Source organism: Pseudomonas oryzihabitans (assembly GCF_006384975.1).
GTDB classification, from domain to species: Bacteria; Pseudomonadota; Gammaproteobacteria; order Pseudomonadales; family Pseudomonadaceae; genus Chryseomonas; species Chryseomonas psychrotolerans_B.
Genome location: NZ_CP021645.1, coordinates 4,082,804 through 4,101,603, shown reverse-complemented (window position 1 = coordinate 4,101,603; position 18,800 = coordinate 4,082,804). Strand labels below are relative to the sequence as shown.

The window sequence follows — 18,800 nt, the reverse complement described above, 5'->3', positions numbered from 1 at the left end:
CCCCGGTCTTTCAGGCTATCCTAGACCTCCGCAAGGAGGTCTTTTTCTATGCAAATCTTCAAGGTGGGCGGCGCCGTACGCGACCGCCTGCTCGGTCGTCCGGTCACCGAGGTCGACTGGGTCGTGGTCGGCGCCAGCGCCGAAGCCCTCGCCGCTCAGGGTTATCGCCCGGTAGGGGCTGACTTCCCGGTCTTCCTGCATCCCCAGACCGGCGAGGAATACGCCTTGGCCCGGACCGAACGCAAAAGCGGGCGCGGCTATGGCGGCTTCACCTTTCATGCAGCACCGGACGTCACCCTCGAACAGGACCTGATCCGCCGCGATCTCACCATCAACGCCATGGCCGAGGACGATCACGGCAACGTCATAGATCCCTATGGCGGTCGCGCCGATCTCCAGGCACGTCTGCTGCGGCACGTCTCCCCGGCCTTCGCCGAAGATCCGCTGCGCGTGCTGCGCGTCGCCCGTTTCGCCGCCCGCTATAGCCCCCTTGGTTTCCAGGTGGCACCGGAGACATTGCGGCTCATGCAGGACATGGTCGCCAGTGGCGAACTCGACGCCCTGACCGCCGAGCGAATGTGGAAGGAAATCTCCCGCGCCCTGCTCGAAGACCGCCCGGATGTCTTCATCCAGGTCCTGCACGACTGCGGTGCCCTGGCCGTGCTCTTGCCGGAACTGGCGGTGAGCTTCCAACCCGGCCAGCCGGAACCGGGCGCCCGCCTCTATGCCACCCTGCGCCAGACGGCCGAGGTGCAGGCCTCGCTGAATGTGCGCTGGGCCTGCCTGCTGCTGGACGTGCCCGAAGAGCGACACGCTGCCATCACCGCTCGCCTCAAGGTCCCGCGCGAACCCGCCGAGCTGGCGCTGTTACTGGCCCGCCATTGGCCCACGGCCCTGCGGGCACAGCAGTTGACGGCGGAGGACTGGTTCGAGTTACTGCAGAGTTTCGACGTGCTGCGTAGACCCGCGCGCTTCGACGAATTCCTCCAGGCCTGCGCCTGTGCAGCGGCCGCCCGACCGGACGAGGACGAGCCACCGCGGACCCTGCTCAGCCTGGCAGCCGAGGTATTGCGCGGGGTGGCGGTCGAGCCCCTGGTCGCCCAGGGCTTCAAAGGCGCAGCCTTGGGAGAAGCGCTCAAGCAAGCCCGTCTCGACGCCCTGGCACGCCTCTCGTAGGTTGGGTTGAGCGCAGCGAAGCCCAACAGCCTCATCCACCACGCAGCGCTGTTGGGCTTCGACGATGGAGCCGTGTCAACCCAACCTACACCAGTAGGCTCGAGCTAAGCGTAGCGAAGCCCCCATGCACCTGAGCGGCCCTCACCCCAGCCCTCTCTCCCAAAGGGAGAGAGGGAAGAGTTCCCATAGGTTGGCGCTGAGCGCAGCGAAGTCCAACACCAGCAAGCTACTAAAGGTTAGCGTCGAGCAGCGCCGCCGGCGTGAGTTCGGCACCCTTCCACCTGAAGGACACGGGCCGCAGCACCTGGGTCGTCTGGCCGCGCATTTCTTGCCATAGCTCGTTGAGGCTACGGCCACTGCCTGGATGCTGACGCTCACCGGCCAGCAGCGCCAACGGCCAGAGCACGAAGGCGTTACGCAGGATCTCGGCGCGCGGCAGGGTCAGGCCGGCAACCTCGCCGGTCAGGTCGCCATAGAGCAGGATGTCGATATCCAGTGGCAGACCCTGACGATCCGGCGCATAGCGTCCGCTGCGGGTTTCGATGGCCTTGAGGTGCTGGCTCAACGCCGCGGGATCGAGCTCGGTATCGCCGCCTACCACCAGATTGAGGAAGGGTGCGCTGCGGATACCCACAGCCTCGCTTTCGAACACTGGCGAGCAATGCAGATCGGTCAGTAGCGCCGCGAGCTCATCGAGGGCCATGCCCAGGTGGCGTTCGCGCTGGATGTTGCTGCCCAGTCCGAGATAGACCCTGGTCACGCCTGCCCCCGCTCGATTTCCACGCCCACGCCGCGGGCGGTCGGCACCGCGCCGGGCTTGGTGATGCGCAGGCGTAGCCAAGGCAGGGCGAATTCCGCCTGTAGCAACGCAGCCAGGCGCTCGGCAAAGGTTTCGACCAGTTCGAAAGACGTCTCATGGGCGAAGGTGGTGATGCGCTCGGCCACTGCTGCGTAGTTCAGGGTGTGCTCGAGTTCGTCGTTCTCGGCAGCGGCACGGATGTCCCAGCCCATGGTGAGATCGATGCGCAGGCATTGGCGGATGTCACGCTCCCAGTCGTAAACCCCTATCACGGTGTCGACCTCGAGTCCTTCGATGAAAACCTTGTCCACTGCCTTCGCCTCGCACCTTCGTGCCTTGTTGATCGTCGCCGCCGCCTATCGTCAAGCGGCGGGCTATCGGTAGAATCGAACCATATTCTGGCGCGGAACCCTACCATGTTCTGGCTGCTGCTCCTGCTGGCCTATCTGCTGGGCTCGCTGTCCTTCGCCGTGTTACTCAGTCGCCTGTTCGGCACCCGTGATCCGCGTCACGATGGCTCCGGCAATCCCGGCGCCAGCAACATGTTGCGTCTGGCTGGACGCAAGCTGGCGCTGCTGACCCTGGCCGGCGACCTCGCCAAGAGCCTTATTCCGGTGCTCATCGCCCACCAGTTGGGGTTCGCGCCCCTGCAGCAGGCCTGGATCGGCCTTGCCGCCGTGGTCGGCCACCTCTATCCCCTGTACTTTCATTTCAGGGGCGGCAAGGGCGTCGCCACCGCGGCCGGTCTGCTCTTGGGCCTCTATCCGCCTGCCGCCCTGCTGGGGCTGCTGCTCTGGGCCGCGGTGTTCGCCAGCCTGCGCATCGCCTCTTTGGCCTCCCTGGTCGCCGTGCTGGGCATCCTGCCGCTGTTCGCCTGGCAGCGCCCGGACCTGCTGGCACCGATGCTACTGCTCGCCGTCCTGATCCTGATCCGCCATAGACACAACCTGCGCGCCCTGCGCCAGGGTACCGAGCGTCATTTTTGACCCTGGCGTCCTGCGAGGATTGCCCGGTGACGTCGCCCGCCCGTCTCAGAGCGCCGCCAACTGCTCCATGGGCCAGCGCGCCTTGACGGCGATGGCCGGGCCTTCCTGCTGACCGGCCAGCAGCCGCTGGCAACCGGCGTAGGCGATCATGGCGCCGTTGTCGGTACAGAAACGCGGGCGGGCATAGAAGACATGGCCGCCCAGCTCGCCGAGCATCTGTTCCAGCGTCTCGCGCAGCGCGCGGTTGGCGCTGACGCCGCCGGCGATCACCAGCGACTTGAGACCGGCCTGCTTCAAGGCTCTCTTGCACTTGATCGCCAGGGTCTCGACCACCGCCGTCTGGAAGGCCAGGGCGATATCGCAACGGGTCTGCTCGCTGTCGTCCCCGGCCGCCTGGCAGCGCTGCCAGGTGGTGAGGGTGAAGGTCTTCAGACCGCTGAAGCTGAATTCCAGCCCTGGCCGGTCGGTCATGGGGCGCGGGAAGACGAAGCGACCCGGCACGCCGCGCTCAGCCAGGCGGGCTATTTCCGGTCCGCCCGGATAGCTCAGGCCCAGCAACTTGGCGGTCTTGTCGAAGGCCTCGCCAGCGGCATCGTCCAGGGACTCGCCCAGCACGGTGTAGCGGCCGATGCCATCGACCTGCACCAGCTGGGTATGGCCGCCGGAAACCAGCAGGGCGACGAAGGGAAACTGCGGCGGCGTCTCTTCGAGCATGGGCGCCAGCAGATGGCCTTCCATATGGTGTACACCCAGGGCCGGCACGCCCCAGGCCAGGGCCAGCGCCTGGGCGCAGGCCGCGCCCACCAACAGGGCGCCGACCAGACCGGGACCGGCGGTGTAAGCGATGGCGTCCACTTCGTCGGGACGGCTGCCCGCCGCGTCCAGCACTTCGCGGATCAAGGGCAGCATGCGTTTGACGTGATCGCGCGAGGCCAGCTCCGGCACCACGCCGCCATAGACGCGGTGCAGATCGATCTGGCTGAACAGCGCATCGGCCAGCAGGCCACGTTCGCTGTCATAGAGCGCGACGCCGGTTTCATCGCAGGACGTTTCCAGTCCCAGAACACGCATGGAGATAAGCCTTCGAGGGTATAAGATGTCAGGCCGCGCATGATAAGCCCCGCTTCCGGCACCGGCCAGCGCTTTTCGTCCAGCGGGGCTTGGCAGCGGGGTGGTTGAGGCGTTACTATCCGCAACCCTTAAAAACCGACGCTTCCCGTGCCCTTTTGCCGCTAGCGTTGGATTAAACCACGGTAAATTTTGAAGGTACGACCTGGATGCCCAACGTCAAAGTCAAAGAAAACGAACCCTTCGACGTAGCGCTGCGTCGTTTCAAGCGTTCTTGCGAGAAGGCCGGTGTACTGGCCGAAGTTCGTAGCCGCGAGTTCTACGAAAAGCCCACCGCCGAGCGCAAGCGTAAAGCTGCCGCCGCGGTCAAGCGCCACGCCAAGAAAGTACAGCGCGAGCAGCGCCGTCGCGAGCGCCTGTACTGAGTTACAGCGCTCTCCTGGCGTCATCAAACAACCCGACCTCTGGTCGGGTTGTTCGTTTCTGATACTCCTGCTTCGCCCAGCCGCCCTCTGGCGCTAGACTGCCCTCCTGGCCACCCGGCCTGCTCCATCTTCCGCTGCTCGCCCTCCTATCCAGACGCTGACCATGGCCGGACTCATCCCGCAAGGCTTCATCGACGACCTGCTCAATCGCACCGACATCGTCGAAGTGGTGGGCGCGCGGGTGAAGCTCAAGAAGGCCGGCAAGAACTGGATGGCCTGCTGTCCCTTCCATAACGAGAAGACGCCCTCCTTCAGCGTCAGCCCCGACAAGCAGTTCTACTACTGCTTCGGCTGCGGCGCCGGCGGCAACGCCCTGGGCTTCATCATGGACCACGACAACCTCGAGTTTCCCGAGGCGGTCGAGGAACTGGCCAAGCGCGCCGGCGTGGACGTGCCACGGGAAGAAAGCGGCGGTCGGCGCAAGCCGCGGCAACCCACGGATTCCCCGCTCTACCCGCTGCTGGCCGCCGCTGCCGAATACTATCGCCTGGCGCTGCGCAACCATCCCAAGCGCCAGGCCGCGGTGGACTACCTGAAGAAACGCGGCCTCACCGGCGAGATCGCCCGCGATTTCGGCCTGGGCTTCGCCCCGCCGGGGTGGGACAACCTGGGCAAGCACCTGGGCGGCGATGACCTGCAGCAGAAAGCCATGCTCGATGCCGGCCTGCTGGTGGAGAACGCCGAGAGCGGCAAGAGATACGACCGCTTCCGCGACCGGGTGATCTTCCCGATCCGCGACAGCCGCGGCCGGGTCATCGCCTTCGGCGGTCGGGTACTGGGCGACGACAAGCCCAAGTACCTCAACTCGCCGGAAACCCCGGTATTCCACAAGGGCCAGGAACTCTACGGCCTGTTCGAGGCGCGCAAGCACAACCGCGACCTGGACGAGATCCTCGTCGTGGAAGGCTACATGGACGTCATCGCCTTGGCCCAGCAAGGCATCCGCAATGCCGTGGCCACCCTGGGCACCGCCACCAGCGAAGAGCACATCAAGCGGCTGTTCCGCATCGTACCGAGCATCCTGTTCTGCTTCGATGGCGACCAGGCCGGCCGCAGCGCCGCCTGGCGCGCCCTGGAATCGGCGCTGCCGGTGCTCAAGGACGGCTTCCGCGTGCGCTTCCTGTTCCTGCCCGAAGGCGAAGACCCGGATAGCCTGGTGCGTGCCGAGGGCGCGGATGCCTTCCAGGCCCGCTTCGTCCAGCAAGCCCAGCCGCTGGCCGAGTATTTCTTCCAGCAGCTGATGATCGAGGCCGACCCGGCCACCCTGGAAGGCAAGGCGCACCTGGCTACCCTGGCGGCGCCGCTGATCGAGAAGATTCCCGGCAACAACCTGCGCCTACTGATGCGTCAGCGCCTGAGTGAACTCACCGGCCTGGGTAACGACGCCCTGAGCCAGCTAGCACCGCCCGCTCCCGGGCCGGCGAAGGACGCCCCGCCGATGGACTATGGCGACTACGCCTATGCCCAGGCCGAGGAAGCCCCGGCGCCGCAGCAATGGACGCCACGCCGTGAGGGCAAAGGCGGGCGCGACGGCAAGGGCTGGAAAAAGGACTTCAATGGCAAGGGCGGCGGCGAACGTATCCCGCGCCAACCGCCGGTCAAGGTGGAGACCCCGGTACTGGCGGCGCTACGCAGCCTGTTGCATCACCCGACCCTGGCCCAAGCGGTGCAGGATGCCCGCAACCTCGCCGAGGAAAGCGATCAGTACGCCCAGCTGCTGGTCGCCCTGGTCGAGGCGTTGCAGAAGAAACCGGGGCAGAGCACCCTGCAACTCATCGCTCGCTGGCACGGCACCGAACAGGGACGCCTTTTGCGCGCCCTGGCGGAAAAAGAATGGTTGATTGCCGGCGACAACCTTGAACAACAGTTTTTCGACACCATAACGAGGTTAGCCGCCAGCCAGCGTGATCGCTCGCTGGAGCAACTCCTACGCAAGGCGCGACAGAGCGAACTGAGCTCCGAAGACAAGGACCGCCTACGCGAACTCCTCAGCCGTCCGACGGGCACCGTGACCTAACTGGCACGACCAGCGTCTAACCGGCTATAATGTTCAGCTATTTTTGCCCGCCTAAGCCTTCAGTGGAAGGGTACCTATGTCCGGAAAAGCGCAACAGCAATCCCGTCTGAAAGAATTGATCGCCCGTGGTCGTGAGCAGGGTTACCTGACTTACGCGGAGGTCAATGACCACCTACCGGAGGATATTTCAGATCCGGAACAGGTGGAAGACATCATCCGCATGATCAATGACATGGGGATCAACGTATTCGAGACCGCGCCGGACGCTGATGCCCTGCTGCTGGCGGAGACCGATACCGACGAAGCCGCCGCCGAAGAAGCCGCCGCCGCCCTGGCCGCGGTGGAGAGCGATGTCGGCCGTACCACCGACCCGGTGCGCATGTACATGCGTGAAATGGGTACCGTGGAACTGCTGACCCGCGAAGGCGAGATCGAAATCGCCAAGCGCATCGAGGAAGGCATCCGCGAAGTCATGGGCGCCATCGCCCAGTTCCCGGGTACCGTCGACTACATCCTCAGCGAATACAACCGCGTCACCACCGAAGGCGGTCGCCTGTCCGACGTCCTGGCCGGCTACATCGATCCCGACGACGGCAGCCTGCCGAACGAGAGCGATGACCTGCCCGTCCCGAACAAGGCCACCGATGCCAAGGCCGTCGACGACGAGAAGGACGACGAGGAAGAAAGCGACGACGCCGACGAGGAAGAAGGCGACGGCGGTCCGGACCCGGAAGAAGCCCGCCTGCGCTTCGGCGCCGTGGCCGAGCAGCTGGAAAAGACCCAGAAGGCCCTGAAGAAGCACGGCCGCGATGATGATCGCGCCGTGGAAGAATTCGTCGCCCTGGCCGTGCTGTTCTCGCCGATCAAGCTGGTGCCCAAGCAGTACGAAGCCTTGGTGACCCGCGTCCGTGAAGCCCTGGACCGCGTCCGTGGCCTCGAACGCGCCATCATGCAGCTGGCCGTGCGCGATGCGCGCATGCCGCGTGCCGATTTCCTGCGCCACTTCCCCGGCAACGAGACCAACACCGAGTGGACCGCCGGCCTGCTCAAGGGCAAGCCCAAGTACGCCGAAGGTCTCGAGCGCTTCCAGGCCGACATCCAGGCCAAGCAGGCTCAACTGGCCGAGCTGGAGCGTGACTACGAGCTGAAAGTCGCCCAGATCAAGGACATCAACCGCGCCATGTCCATCGGCGAGGCCAAGGCCCGCCGCGCCAAGAAGGAAATGGTCGAGGCCAACCTGCGTCTGGTGATCTCCATCGCCAAGAAGTACACCAACCGCGGTCTGCAATTCCTCGATCTGATCCAGGAAGGCAACATCGGTCTAATGAAGGCGGTGGACAAGTTCGAATACCGCCGTGGCTACAAGTTCTCCACCTACGCCACCTGGTGGATTCGCCAGGCCATCACCCGCTCCATCGCCGACCAGGCGCGCACCATCCGGATTCCGGTGCACATGATCGAGACGATCAACAAGCTGAACCGGATCTCCCGCCAGATGCTGCAGGAGATGGGCCGCGAGCCGACCCCGGAAGAGCTGGGCGAGCGCATGGAGATGCCCGAGGACAAGATCCGCAAGGTGCTCAAGATCGCCAAGGAACCGATCTCCATGGAGACGCCCATCGGCGACGACGAGGATTCGCACCTGGGCGACTTCATCGAAGACAGCACCATGCAGTCCCCGATCGAAGTGGCCACCAGCGAAAGCCTCAAGGAAGCCACCCGCGACGTGCTCTCCGGCCTCACCGCCCGTGAAGCCAAGGTCCTGCGCATGAGATTCGGCATCGACATGAACACCGACCACACCCTCGAGGAAGTGGGCAAGCAGTTCGACGTCACCCGCGAGCGTATCCGCCAGATCGAAGCCAAGGCCCTGCGCAAGCTGCGCCACCCCTCCCGCAGCGAACACCTGCGCTCCTTCCTCGACGAGTAAGGCGCAGCCGCTGCATCAAAAACCGGAGCTCAGGCTCCGGTTTTTTTATGCCCGACAAGGGTTTGGCGATCCCCCGTCACCCCGGTATACTCTCCCGCGCTATAGGGCCTATAGCTCAGTTGGTTAGAGCAGAGGACTCATAATCCTTTGGTCCACGGTTCGAGTCCGTGTGGGCCCACCATATAAATCAACGAATTAAGCCCATCACAACGATGGGCTTTTTCGTTTTTAGCTATTTTAGTCCCACTTCAGTCCTCTATTGCTCTTCACATGCACATGGAAAGAACAACCAAGAAAGGTGGCATGCTATGCCTTGCCATCACAATTGGGGGAGGATGAATGCCTGCGCTCGTTACCGAACTAGTGAATGCAGCAATTGACACCTCGGTGTCATCAGCTGATTTGTTGCGTCGCGCTTTAGTCACCGCCAGGCGGCTGGGCGTACCTGAACTGATCGACTGGATCAGCAGCGAGCTGAACGGCTATTACTCCGGCGAAGTGCCCGACTATCGCCGAGTGCAGGGACAGTTGATGGCGGAGAGCCCTATTCGTGGTCCCATTCCATTCATCGCGCCTCCTGAAATTGCTGAGATGCTGTCGGACTTCGAGGTTCGGCAATCAGTGCCTGAACTGATACAGCTTGCCCAAAGCACAACTGGCATCTATAGCCATTTCCCGGCCGACGTGGAGCACACGCTGATAAATATGATGCGTGAGACGAACGGCATGATGATGCGCCCGGCGCTCAGATTCTCCACGGTTCAGGTACAAGGAATCATCGAGAAGGTGAGAAGCCGGGTACTTGAATGGGCGCTTGATCTAGAGACCAAGGGTGTAATCGGCGAAGGCATGACGTTTTCTCAGGAGGAAAAGCAAATCGTGCAACAACAGCACTACCACTTCGGGGACGTGAGCGGCTCTCAAATCCAGATAGGATCAAACGGCTCCAACCAGACCCAGATGCCATCAGATAGTAGTATGGCTGCACTGTCAGCCTTGATCGAACTACTACGTGATGCCATCCATCAGGGACGCATCTCTGGGGAGGCTCGCGAGGAGTTGCAAGCCGAACTGGCAACACTGCAGGCACAGGCTGCGTCACCGAAACCCAAATGGGCAATCATCAAGGCGACGGCAGGCAGCATAAAGGCAGTTCTAGAAAACGCGACTGGAGGCGTGATCGCCGTACAGGCGCTACCGCTTTTGGCGGCACTGTCATAACCCTCGCCCCTCAGGGGAGAAGGAAAAGCAGGCAATTCCCCAGTATTTTCAGCCCTATTCTCAGCCCTTCTCCCATAAATTGGAGAAGGGCGCCAATCACGCAGCCTTGAATGACAGCATTACGCCGATTGGTGGGCCTTTTGTAGCCTGATGAGGAAATCTCTACAAAAAAGGCTAAGGTCGACTACGCCTTATCAAGCACTGGATAGAAACAGAAACTTTGCTCAGGGCGTCAATAACTCCGTCCATAACGAAGTCTAAAGCTCGTCCATAGCCTGCATTGACAGTTGCGATATCGAAACCTAGCTGCTGCAGTGTGCTCAAGCACTGCTCCATAGCCTCGTGAGCATCAGCGATTCTGAGATCGTTATTTAGGAACAAGGCGGCTACGGCTACATTGCGATCTTTCCAGCCCTCAGGCTCAGTACCTGAGGCAAACGCATCGCTGGTCTCCTCATGCACGTTCAGCCTTTCGATAACATTCAAAAGTGCCTGCAGAAGCTTCAGACTTCCGAGATCTTTGACCGAGGCTCTCGGACATCCTGCATGCTCTAACAATGATTTGAGATATCCATTTGGAACGCGCTGCCAGACCTCGTGCAAACTTTTGCAGCGAGCGAGGAACATCTGTTGCGTCATATTCGAGGGTGCTACCTGAGCAAGGCGACTGAGCGCTGGATAGGCCAACCAACCATTAGCCTCCACCTCTGCTCGCCGAAAGCCTGTCAGCTCTTCTGCTGACTTGCTAAGGCCAACGACGGCCCCTAGTGCAGAAAGGCCGTCACCCAACTGCAAAAGCACGTCAAGCAGCCGTTGCACCTTCGCAACCACGTGCTCTTCATCCAGGTCCACATCCGCTAAATAGGCCGGATCGACCGCGAATGACCGAGCATGCACTATCTCGCGATCTGGCTTCGGTTTGTATAACTCACGCATCGGCACCTGGATTAGATTTCTTCCAATCCGTCTGCATTCAGTGAAGCTCCACTGCCCCCGATATGAAGGACTACATTGCCATCGCCCCCATACATGAACCGGGATCGAGTCGTAGAAAGCACTCTGCTCATACTTCTGAAGGAAGCAATCGTCGAGATAGACCAAATCTGAGCCGACTAATGCGTCTGCACGTGCGCGAGTCATCGCATGAGCATGACCTGGCCATAGGATCCCCTCTGCAGTTTGCTCTGGACAGAGCTCTGGCGTTATCGCTTCAACTGAGGCCCAAAGCTGCAGCAGGAGACCTCCCTTATGCTCGCGGATATCCAATTTGTACCAAGCAATGCCATCTGCAGGCACGCGGACTACATGAGACTCATCTCCCATAATCGATCGTATCTCAGGGCTATCTGGCAACTGAGCTGAGTAGTAGAAAACTCGTACCCCCCGCGCGCCCCGAAGCCAAAGATAGCGACGCAGGTACTCATTTGACATGCGCCAACTGACGGGCCTCTTTAAGCTCCAGTGATACTCACTAGAAACCTCTCCCTCAGCCACACCAAACTCTGGAAGCCCTAAATCATCAAAGACCATACGCTGGTGCTCGTTGCCAACGCAGCGAGGGGCCAATCCCAGCGTCATCCAAACCTTCTCCGCAAGGTTAAAGGTGTAGAAAGAGCCATCACCCCATGACGCTACGATGTAGTCGTAGCCTGAGATGGATGGCGTAAAGCTTGCGGAGCAGCCACGAACCTTACCTGCCGGGACAGAGTACTCAACGACACCATAGGCTCCCTCGTCTAGAACCTCTAACGGGACTTCTTGACTAAGAGGCACCACAGCCATCAGCAAACGAAGATGCTCGGCCTCCGCTCCATACTGATCATGTTCATAGAGCGCAGCCACTTCTACCATCTGCCGCGGAGACATCCCTACAGGAGCCAAGAGCTGCTTTAAGCGTTCAGGCATACAGCTCAGAGGTAGTGGAAAGGCTTCTAAGTAATCAATAGTCATAATATATTAGCCCACCCAATCATCACCCGCCCCAGAATCTCCAAACCGCTCGTGGTATAACTGCAAACCGAGCGCCATTACCTCCAAATCATTCTTCCCGACATCCGCAGCGGATCTGACTACTAGCTTTCTCTTCAGGATCGCCGTCTCAAAAAGAAGCTCTGGCTGCCCAGAATTGAGCACGGCTGGAAGAAGAAGATAGGCGCCCGCCCGCTGGTAAGCGGCCAAGAATCGCAGCAAATTGGCGTCGCTGGAAGCTTCCATAGTCTGCATACGCGAAACCACCATATGTGCCTTCCGATCCAACGGTTCCTCCGCCTCAGGAGGGGTCGACGTAATGAGGAGCCGGTAATGAGCTGGATATTCCCGAGAGATGCCCTGCACTACCGCTACATAGATTTCATCATTACGATCGACACTACCTAGGCGCTCACGCCAGCGTGCAAAGATTTTTCTGGCAGCTCCCGCGTCTGTGAACATCAGCGCCAAAGCTGGCGGGGCATTAGGAGCCAAGTCAGCAACGACAACACCTCGCCAGCCAGCCTGATTCCAAAGATGGACATCAATGAGCGACCGCACACCTAGTTGACGATGATCACTCACCGAGCCGGACGACATCAGGGTGCCCTCACCTTCCCCGACGACTTCATCACTATGCCCCCTTAGGGGAGCACGCTTGATCACAGGCCGTGTGGACTCAAGAGCAAACTCCGCATTGGCCATATCAGACCACGCAGTGATAGTAGAAAAGGACCGGCTGAATAGACGCTGCCGGCTGTTGCCGACCGCAACGATCATGGCAATCCGATCCAGCACTGCTTCGCTCTTGAACAACTGATCAAGGGTGGTCTCTAAATCAGGAACATGGCAAGTCGCGGCAAAGATGGTGACCGCCAGTTGGATCAACGTCTGCTGAATTTCTTGCGTTCTCGCGTACGAGCTCACCGCCAGCCCGGTAGGCCATGCCACCGAAGCAGTCATGTCCTCCTCATTTACATAGAATGCAGGCTCCGCACTCTGGTCAACCTCCTGAACGGTAACTTTGAAATACTCGGTGTGAGCTGCAACTCTAAGCTGGAGAGCGGTGGCAAAAAGAGCCTCAATAATGCCTAAGATGACCTCTGCCAGAGGAATCGATGTCTCAGTGCATGGATGTTGAATCGAAACCAGCATGCCCTGCACCCGGGAGACGAGATACTGCGATACCCCCTCATTGAAAATCATGGGGTAATCCGATTTGGTTCCAGCCGGCTGACTGGCAATCTGGGAGAAAAGTTCAGCAACCTGCTCAGGCGTCTCCTGTTTAGGAATGGTTCCTTCCTCTCGTAGCTTCGCCTCGTGGCCAAGAACATAGAGCAGAGCATTACGACTATGTATCAAACCCAACCGCTCCAACACTTCTGGTAGTTGAGTAATTCGCCGGAGACTATTCTCATCTAAGTTAACGAGTTGGCAGGTTAGAATCAGATCCAACTCCCCCAAGCGTTTCTGGACTCTACCCTGAGACTCATCATCGAGCGGTAGTCCATTTGCGCAACCTTGTACCAGGCGGACGGCCTCCAGTAGATCGGGTAGATGGCGGAGTTCGACAGTTATCCAGACGAAGATCATTAATGTCGGAACAATCGACGCGGGAAGATCATGGTCTTCTTCAGCAGCAATAAACATCGATGCAAGCGAAAAGATGCAACTGGCGCGTGCTGCCCATAGAAGCCCCGCACTGCGATATGCCAAGGCGAGAAGCTGTGATGCTTCAATCATGGCCTCGGAGTACTCTTTCTTTGTCAATTGTCGGACTGCCTTACCTAGCAGCCTTATCATCTCGAAATTATCCTTAAAATCGAGCTGCCTTGCCCGATTCAAAAGCACCAGAGCCCCCTGCCCCTCGCCCGTACGCTCTGTCACGAACAAGGCCATTTCATCTACCAGCGCAGCATAGCCTGGGTCATTGCCTGCGACATTGCCGAAAACCTCGATCAAGTTCGTTAACCGCTCCGCGGAAAACTCGCCTAGACCTCGCGCTTGTCGGAGTAAATCTGAGAACTGCGGCCAGAGCTCAGCTAATAGTTGCTGGTCATCAGCCAATGCGGCTCGATTGACGTCGAGGACAAGTATTGATGTCCTCGCTTCCAAAGCGTGATTCGGTCGCTCTAGCTCCGCCGCCATCAAGGTCAATCTTTCGCGTAGACGACGAACACGCTCAACGAGCTGAGCCTCCTTAGCTGTCAGGTGTTGATGAATTACTGAGTTGAAAAGCAACTGAGCCAAATTGCAAAGCAGCTCAAGGTTCTTGGCATGGTCGGTATCCAGAACCAACTGCTCGAATGCCTCGTACCCCTCATTCATCAAAGCTATATCATCGAACCACCAAAAGGCAGTCCAGAGCTTTTCGTAGTGAGCCTCAAGCTTCTGACGGTGACTGCCGTAGCGTGCAGCCAGGCGGATGGCTCTTTCGAACCGACCATCTGTTTCGGTCCGAGGCCGCTCCAGGTTACGTGACAATTTGGCAGCTACGAGCGCTTCCGTCGCTCGTTGCATCTCCATTCCCTCGAACTCATCGGGACGTGCGAGCGCCTGCTCAAGGTCTTCTAATTGCTGGTTACGCGAGTAGTCGGACGGCCCCAGGCGGCGACTATCGGCCACCTCCTGCCCGACATGCAGATAGTGGTAGGCCAAGTCTCTATGATCATGATCAATGACCTTATCAACGATCCAACTACGGTCCAGGATCGTGACGATGACGCCGTACAGCCTTGAGAGCTCATCCTCCAATTGCGCACGCTTCTTGGCAGGCGCAAATTGTGCCGTTACGCAGATAATTTTCTTATATCCGCGCTGAGTTGCAACGATTCCAGCGACATCATTGCGTACCTTTTCCGCCCATTTTTTTTTCGCGCTGAATGCGAAGGCCCAACGCTCCTGGCCAGCCGCAACATTGCCAATGTAGGTATGCTCGGCGATTTCCTCGGCAACAGGATAGGTCTCTGCATCCGCTTTACTATCACCTCCTCCTTCAGGCCCTGTGGATGGCTTGAGGTTGGGGCAGATCATCCGTTCGCACAATTTTCGACAGAATATCTCGAAGTCATGCATCTCATTACGCGAGGTAATGCTTTCCAGACAGTACTCAAGCATCTTGGCGTCCAGCAGGTAGGACACTCGATCAGCACTATCGGAGTAGCACTCCGGACGCAGCTGCCGCATAAAATGCGAAGGCGATAATCTTGAATCCTGCCCCCTAGTCATTGCCACCTCTGACTATCAAAATTTATATCATTCAAACTGAAGCCGAATTTCCTCGATAGCAGCATGAGCGGCCTCAACAAAGACATCCATGTTTATCTCGCGAGATTGATAATAGTACGCCCGCCGAATACTTCTCGCCCCAAAATCTATTTCTGTCTGCTGCCAGTAGCCATCGGTTTCTTTCTCTATATCCGGTCATTCCAGCAGCCAGTATTTAGCGACGCCGAAGTCGAAGCCATGCTGCGCGCCCTTCAATCCGACCGCGCGCACAGACACTCGCCACTCATCGCGAGCACGTGCAAAACCTCAAGCGCCGCAGCGATCCGACGGCGGAGCGGTGCTGCCCCAAGTGCGGCAGCGCGCTGCTAATACGTACCGTGAAATCGGGGAAAAAGCGGGGCCGCAATTTTGCGGCTGCTCGGCATTTCCGAAATGCAGAACGATGCAGCGCCTCTAATAGCCGAACGTCTGCACAAAGGGCGCGGCACTTTGCCGAATGGCAGCTGCTACTCCAGGCGCCTGGCTGCAAAGCTCAGTCGAACGCTGCAGTACCCGCTCCAGCGCTTCCAGCTGGGAGCGAATCACTTCGGCCGGTCGCTCCACATCGCAGACTTCCGCAAAATCCAGCAAACCCTGGCGCGAGGCGAACAGCGACTTGTTGCCCATCAACTCCAGCGCAAGCACATCCTCGGGAAGGTAGGCGGTGGTGTTGACGATGTCGTAGGCGGGCGCCAAGCAGGTATCGCGCTGGGTAGGGTCGGCATAGAGCAATCCGAAGTTCTTCAGATGCGCATCGCCATTGCCGAGGATGCAGCTCAGGCTCACCGTGGCAAAGAGCTGGGCCAATGAGGGGCGGACGTGTTCGGGCGCGCAGAACAGGCGAATGGCCTTGGCGATGGCTGAGTAGCTCTTGCTGTATTTCTGCTCCGCCGCCAGGCCCATCAGCGCGGCCATGTCTTCGAAACCTATGGGTTCGAGACGTTCGTCGCGGTCGAAACGACGCATGACGAAGAGCTTGGCGTTGCTGGAAAGATGGAACTCCGGCACCGGGATACCCGCCTCTCGCGCGACGGACATGCAGAGGTATTCGTTGATCGCCAGGCCCGGAAACTCGTCTCGGCCGCTCTTGATGATCAGCTCGGCGGTCCTTGAGGTGAAGCGGGCATCCTCTCGCTCGGGCACCAACAGCTTGGGCTGTACGCCGGAAATACCGGCGCGCAGGATGTAGCGATCCACCAATTCGACGAACAGGTCTTCCGTACCATCCCAGGCGAGGATCTCGCTGAGCCGTTCGCCTGGAAAGCGTTGGCGCTCCAGCAGTGTATCGATCTCGGGAGAGGCCACCGTCACACGGCCAATAGGCGAGCTGCTGCCAGTCAGTGCCAGTAGGGCCATGGAATCCAGGGAGACCAACTTGGCCAGCCGGTTTCTTAGCTGTTCCAGCACGTAGCCTTCCGGCAGATTCATCTGGAAAATCGGATGCAGCTCGCGGCGGCGATAGTCATCCAGGCGCACCGGCATCAGCAAACTGATCGCGGACTGCGCAGAGGCTTCATCTTGGTAACGGAATAGGTAGTCGCCATCCTGGGCCACGAGCGCTCCGCTCTCGCCTGACGGGGTTGCGACGCGCAGTCGGGTCTTCATCAGTCGAACACCCCCTGGATCTCGTCCAGTGTCGGCAACGCGGCGGGGACTACCGCCAGCTCGCAGTCCAAGGCTGCGAGTGCTCGTGCATAGGCTGCCATACCGACGCGAGGGTCTCCTCGCTCCACGGCAATGATTTTCTGGCGGGTAAGCCCTGCCAGCTCGGCAAGGTTCGCTTGGGTCAGGCCTCGATTGAGGCGTCGCTGGCGGAGTTGGCTGCCGAGACGCTGGCCGATCAGCTCGCTATCCATGTTCTACATACGTAACAAAGCCGATGATTTGTTACGTATACGAAACTCCATAGATCCAGTAAAGCTAATTCTATGGCCGGAGAGGGCTATACCATTGAGAGCGACTTGATGGTCACTCTCTAGCAATGTCTTGATAGCTAAACATGCAGTAGAGCCAATACCCCAACCGCTACCCCTCCCCCCGCTACCCCATACACCGCCGCCTGCAACCAACGCCGCCGGGTCAGCAGGGTGATGGCGGCCAGGGAGATGGCGACCTGCATGAGCATGGTAGCCTGGGCCCAGCGGTGGTGGCGGTGGAGTTGGGTTTCGCTCAGGGCTTCGTTGGCCATGACTTTTTCTTCCAGCGCTTCGGCCTTGGTGCGGATTTCTGTCTTTTGCTGGGCGTAGCGCTGGCTGTCCTGGGTGAAGCGCTGGATGGTGTCGGGATTGGTCGCGAGAGCCGCGCCCAGGTCGGCAAGGTTCTGTTTTTCGCCCTTGGCCTGGTAGTAGCCCCATTGGTTGGCGGCTTCGGTCTTGGCGATGGCTTCTTCGTTCTTGTAGTAGAGCGCCAGGCTCTCGGCGTTGCCGCCCTGGTAGGAGCAGAGGGCGCCTAGAGTGGCGAGGATGGCGGTGGTGACGGCAATGCGGCCGGTGAGGCTATCGCGGCGATGGGCGCCGTGGGCGGCGTGTTCCACTTCGTGGTCGTGGGGGCCGTGGACTTCGTATTCGCTGGACAAGGCTCAGCTCCGCTGCGGATTCCTGCGGCGAGGCTAGCCAGGGTGGCTTAAGGCCTTCTTAAGGTGTTAGCTCTCGCTCAGCCTGTCTAGTAACTCCCGAGCATGGTAGACCCGATGGCGACGCTGCGCCGGTTCGCTGAGGATGCCGCAATTGACAAGAGTCTCCAGCGCCTTGTTGGCCGTGGGGAAGGACACGCCGAGCCATAGCTGCACCTGGCGCACGGTAACGACCGGCTGGGCCAGTAATAGACGAGGCAGCTTGAGCGCCGCGGCATCACTGCGTAATCCGAGCGCTTCGAGTTGCCTTTGCCAGCGCTGCTCCAGCGCCGTCATATCCTGGGCGATGGTGACGGCGGAGCGGCAGGCATGGGCGACCGCCTCGGCCAGGAAGGTGCACCAGGGAGACCAGTCGCCGCGAAGCTGCGTAGCCGCCAGGGTATCGTAGTAGTCCCGCCGATTGCGTAGCAGGAAGCCCGAGAGATACAGCGGGGGATAGCCCTCGGTGGCCAGCATTAGCGGTAGCAGCAGACGCCCAACCCGACCATTACCGTCGACGAAGGGGTGGATGGTCTCGAACTGGGCATGCGCCAGCGCCAACTGAGCAACGATGGAGAGCTCGCCCTGCTCATCCTCACCTGGCGTGTACTGCAGCACGTCGCGGACGAAGGCGGCCATGCACTCCGCTAGGTATTCAGGCGGCGGCGGGACGAAGGTGGCGTCCTCGATCCGGCGACTCTGACCGATCCAGGCCTGGGTGAGACGGTATTCACCTGGTCGATAGGCTTCCCCCGCATCATGCATCAATTCGGCGTGCAGCTGCTTGACCAGATGCTCATCCAAAGCCGCTCGGTTGCCCTGTTGGCGATAGCTGGCAAGCCCGAACTCCAGCGCCTGCACATAGCGCTGGGTGATGCCTGCATCGGCGGGCAAGCCCTCGCCTCCCGTCACTTCATACTCGAAGAGTTCAGGAAGTTGCGTGCGGGTGCCTTCGATCTGCGAGCTGTGCACCGCCTCGCGGCGCGTCAGGGTACGGGTGATCAGGTCGTGGTTCGGCAGCAACTGGCTGGAGGCCTTGAGCATACCCAGGGCCTCATGAGCGTCCCGCAAGGCCCGGCTCAACTCGGCCCCGGCAGGCAGCCGCCGCGGCACGGGCGGTGGCACCAGTGCATAGCAATGGGGATAGTCCGGACAACGAACCAGGCAAGCCTGGCGCTCGGGACTCAGATGCTGCTTTCGCATGCGCTATCCATTAATAGGCTGCCGACTTATTAAAGGATAACCAATCAAACCTTAATAAGCCCTTGCCCT

15 protein-coding genes, 1 tRNA gene and 1 pseudogene are annotated in these 18,800 nt (G+C 60.1%); 8 read left to right on the top strand and 9 right to left on the bottom strand.

Annotated elements, in window-relative coordinates; translation table 11 throughout:
• The first annotated feature begins 48 nt into the window (after window positions 1-48).
• The gene (locus CCZ28_RS18410) at window positions 49-1,176 is read left to right on the top strand and encodes a multifunctional CCA tRNA nucleotidyl transferase/2'3'-cyclic phosphodiesterase/2'nucleotidase/phosphatase (RefSeq protein ID WP_140220302.1); all 1,128 of its coding nucleotides are present in this window, start codon (window positions 49-51) and stop codon (window positions 1,174-1,176) included.
• A gap of 229 nt (window positions 1,177-1,405) precedes the next feature.
• On the opposite strand, the gene folK is transcribed toward CCZ28_RS18410, so the two are convergent.
• On the bottom strand, window positions 1,406-1,936 hold the full coding sequence (gene folK / locus CCZ28_RS18405) for a 2-amino-4-hydroxy-6-hydroxymethyldihydropteridine diphosphokinase (RefSeq protein ID WP_140220301.1): 531 nt from the start codon (window positions 1,934-1,936) through the stop codon (window positions 1,406-1,408).
• Window positions 1,933-2,286 carry a dihydroneopterin aldolase gene (gene folB / locus CCZ28_RS18400; RefSeq protein ID WP_058768023.1) on the bottom strand — a complete coding sequence of 118 codons (354 nt, stop codon included), beginning with the start codon at window positions 2,284-2,286 and terminating at the stop codon, window positions 1,933-1,935. Before folB ends, folK begins: the two co-directional genes overlap by 4 nt.
• 105 nt (window positions 2,287-2,391) lie before the next feature.
• Here folB and plsY point away from each other — a divergent pair, with 105 nt between their 5' ends.
• Window positions 2,392-2,961 carry a glycerol-3-phosphate 1-O-acyltransferase PlsY gene (gene plsY, locus CCZ28_RS18395; protein ID WP_140220300.1) on the top strand — a complete coding sequence of 190 codons (570 nt, stop codon included), beginning with the start codon at window positions 2,392-2,394 and terminating at the stop codon, window positions 2,959-2,961.
• A gap of 45 nt (window positions 2,962-3,006) precedes the next feature.
• Here plsY and tsaD read toward each other — a convergent pair whose 3' ends face one another.
• Window positions 3,007-4,032: a tRNA (adenosine(37)-N6)-threonylcarbamoyltransferase complex transferase subunit TsaD gene (gene tsaD / locus CCZ28_RS18390; protein ID WP_058768025.1), complete on the bottom strand. Its 1,026-nt coding sequence runs from the start codon at window positions 4,030-4,032 to the stop codon at window positions 3,007-3,009.
• 206 nt (window positions 4,033-4,238) lie between these two features.
• Here tsaD and rpsU point away from each other — a divergent pair, with 206 nt between their 5' ends.
• The 5 genes from rpsU to CCZ28_RS18365 all read left to right on the top strand — a co-directional run bounded on the left by rpsU (window position 4,239) and on the right by CCZ28_RS18365 (window position 9,682).
• Complete coding sequence (gene rpsU / locus CCZ28_RS18385; RefSeq protein ID WP_007159750.1) at window positions 4,239-4,454, top strand: 30S ribosomal protein S21; 216 nt, start codon at window positions 4,239-4,241, stop codon at window positions 4,452-4,454.
• A gap of 163 nt (window positions 4,455-4,617) precedes the next feature.
• Window positions 4,618-6,531 (top strand): DNA primase, encoded by a 1,914-nt coding sequence (gene dnaG / locus CCZ28_RS18380; RefSeq protein WP_140220299.1) that lies wholly within the window; start codon window positions 4,618-4,620, stop codon window positions 6,529-6,531.
• A gap of 76 nt (window positions 6,532-6,607) precedes the next feature.
• A complete protein-coding gene (gene rpoD / locus CCZ28_RS18375; protein ID WP_140220298.1) occupies window positions 6,608-8,461 on the top strand; it encodes an RNA polymerase sigma factor RpoD in 1,854 nt (617 codons plus the stop codon).
• A gap of 104 nt (window positions 8,462-8,565) precedes the next feature.
• Window positions 8,566-8,642: transfer RNA gene (locus tag CCZ28_RS18370), tRNA-Ile, on the top strand.
• A 158-nt stretch (window positions 8,643-8,800) separates the two neighbouring features.
• Window positions 8,801-9,682, top strand: coding sequence for a hypothetical protein (locus CCZ28_RS18365; protein ID WP_167509255.1), 882 nt, complete (start codon window positions 8,801-8,803; stop codon window positions 9,680-9,682).
• A 174-nt stretch (window positions 9,683-9,856) separates the two neighbouring features.
• Here CCZ28_RS18365 and CCZ28_RS18360 read toward each other — a convergent pair whose 3' ends face one another.
• Window positions 9,857-11,632 carry a hypothetical protein gene (locus CCZ28_RS18360; RefSeq protein WP_140220297.1) on the bottom strand — a complete coding sequence of 592 codons (1,776 nt, stop codon included), beginning with the start codon at window positions 11,630-11,632 and terminating at the stop codon, window positions 9,857-9,859.
• 6 nt (window positions 11,633-11,638) lie between these two features.
• Window positions 11,639-14,791 carry a tetratricopeptide repeat protein gene (locus CCZ28_RS18355; RefSeq protein WP_240795180.1) on the bottom strand — a complete coding sequence of 1,051 codons (3,153 nt, stop codon included), beginning with the start codon at window positions 14,789-14,791 and terminating at the stop codon, window positions 11,639-11,641.
• Window positions 14,792-15,049: 258 nt separating this feature from the next.
• Here CCZ28_RS18355 and CCZ28_RS24765 point away from each other — a divergent pair.
• Window positions 15,050-15,335, top strand: a pseudogene (locus CCZ28_RS24765) (topoisomerase DNA-binding C4 zinc finger domain-containing protein); the annotation flags it as partial.
• On the opposite strand, the gene CCZ28_RS18345 reads toward CCZ28_RS24765, so the two are convergent.
• From CCZ28_RS18345 to CCZ28_RS18330, 4 genes are all read right to left on the bottom strand, one after another.
• Window positions 15,332-16,522, bottom strand: coding sequence for a type II toxin-antitoxin system HipA family toxin (locus tag CCZ28_RS18345; RefSeq protein ID WP_140220295.1), 1,191 nt, complete (start codon window positions 16,520-16,522; stop codon window positions 15,332-15,334). The pseudogene CCZ28_RS24765 and the gene CCZ28_RS18345 sit on opposite strands and share 4 nt — an antisense overlap.
• Complete coding sequence (locus CCZ28_RS18340; RefSeq protein WP_059229708.1) at window positions 16,522-16,773, bottom strand: helix-turn-helix transcriptional regulator; 252 nt, start codon at window positions 16,771-16,773, stop codon at window positions 16,522-16,524. Before CCZ28_RS18340 ends, CCZ28_RS18345 begins: the two co-directional genes overlap by 1 nt.
• 137 nt (window positions 16,774-16,910) lie before the next feature.
• Window positions 16,911-17,492 (bottom strand): DUF4337 domain-containing protein, encoded by a 582-nt coding sequence (locus CCZ28_RS18335; RefSeq protein ID WP_140220294.1) that lies wholly within the window; start codon window positions 17,490-17,492, stop codon window positions 16,911-16,913.
• A gap of 66 nt (window positions 17,493-17,558) precedes the next feature.
• Window positions 17,559-18,731 (bottom strand): Fic family protein, encoded by a 1,173-nt coding sequence (locus CCZ28_RS18330; protein WP_140220293.1) that lies wholly within the window; start codon window positions 18,729-18,731, stop codon window positions 17,559-17,561.
• Window positions 18,732-18,800: the final 69 nt, after the last annotated feature.

Excerpts from the sequence above, each read along its gene's own strand:
- CCZ28_RS18410 (WP_140220302.1), top strand. The coding sequence starts at position 49 with ATGCAAATCTTCAAGGTGGGCGGCGCCGTACGCGACCGCCTGCTCGGT.
- plsY (WP_140220300.1), top strand. The coding sequence starts at position 2,392 with ATGTTCTGGCTGCTGCTCCTGCTGGCCTATCTGCTGGGCTCGCTGTCC.
- tsaD (WP_058768025.1), bottom strand. The coding sequence starts at position 4,032 with ATGCGTGTTCTGGGACTGGAAACGTCCTGCGATGAAACCGGCGTCGCG.
- rpsU (WP_007159750.1), top strand. The coding sequence starts at position 4,239 with ATGCCCAACGTCAAAGTCAAAGAAAACGAACCCTTCGACGTAGCGCTG.
- dnaG (WP_140220299.1), top strand. The coding sequence starts at position 4,618 with ATGGCCGGACTCATCCCGCAAGGCTTCATCGACGACCTGCTCAATCGC.
- rpoD (WP_140220298.1), top strand. The coding sequence starts at position 6,608 with ATGTCCGGAAAAGCGCAACAGCAATCCCGTCTGAAAGAATTGATCGCC.
- CCZ28_RS18365 (WP_167509255.1), top strand. The coding sequence starts at position 8,801 with ATGCCTGCGCTCGTTACCGAACTAGTGAATGCAGCAATTGACACCTCG.
- CCZ28_RS18360 (WP_140220297.1), bottom strand. The coding sequence starts at position 11,632 with ATGACTATTGATTACTTAGAAGCCTTTCCACTACCTCTGAGCTGTATG.
- CCZ28_RS18345 (WP_140220295.1), bottom strand. The coding sequence starts at position 16,522 with ATGAAGACCCGACTGCGCGTCGCAACCCCGTCAGGCGAGAGCGGAGCG.
- CCZ28_RS18340 (WP_059229708.1), bottom strand. The coding sequence starts at position 16,773 with ATGGATAGCGAGCTGATCGGCCAGCGTCTCGGCAGCCAACTCCGCCAG.
- CCZ28_RS18330 (WP_140220293.1), bottom strand. The coding sequence starts at position 18,731 with ATGCGAAAGCAGCATCTGAGTCCCGAGCGCCAGGCTTGCCTGGTTCGT.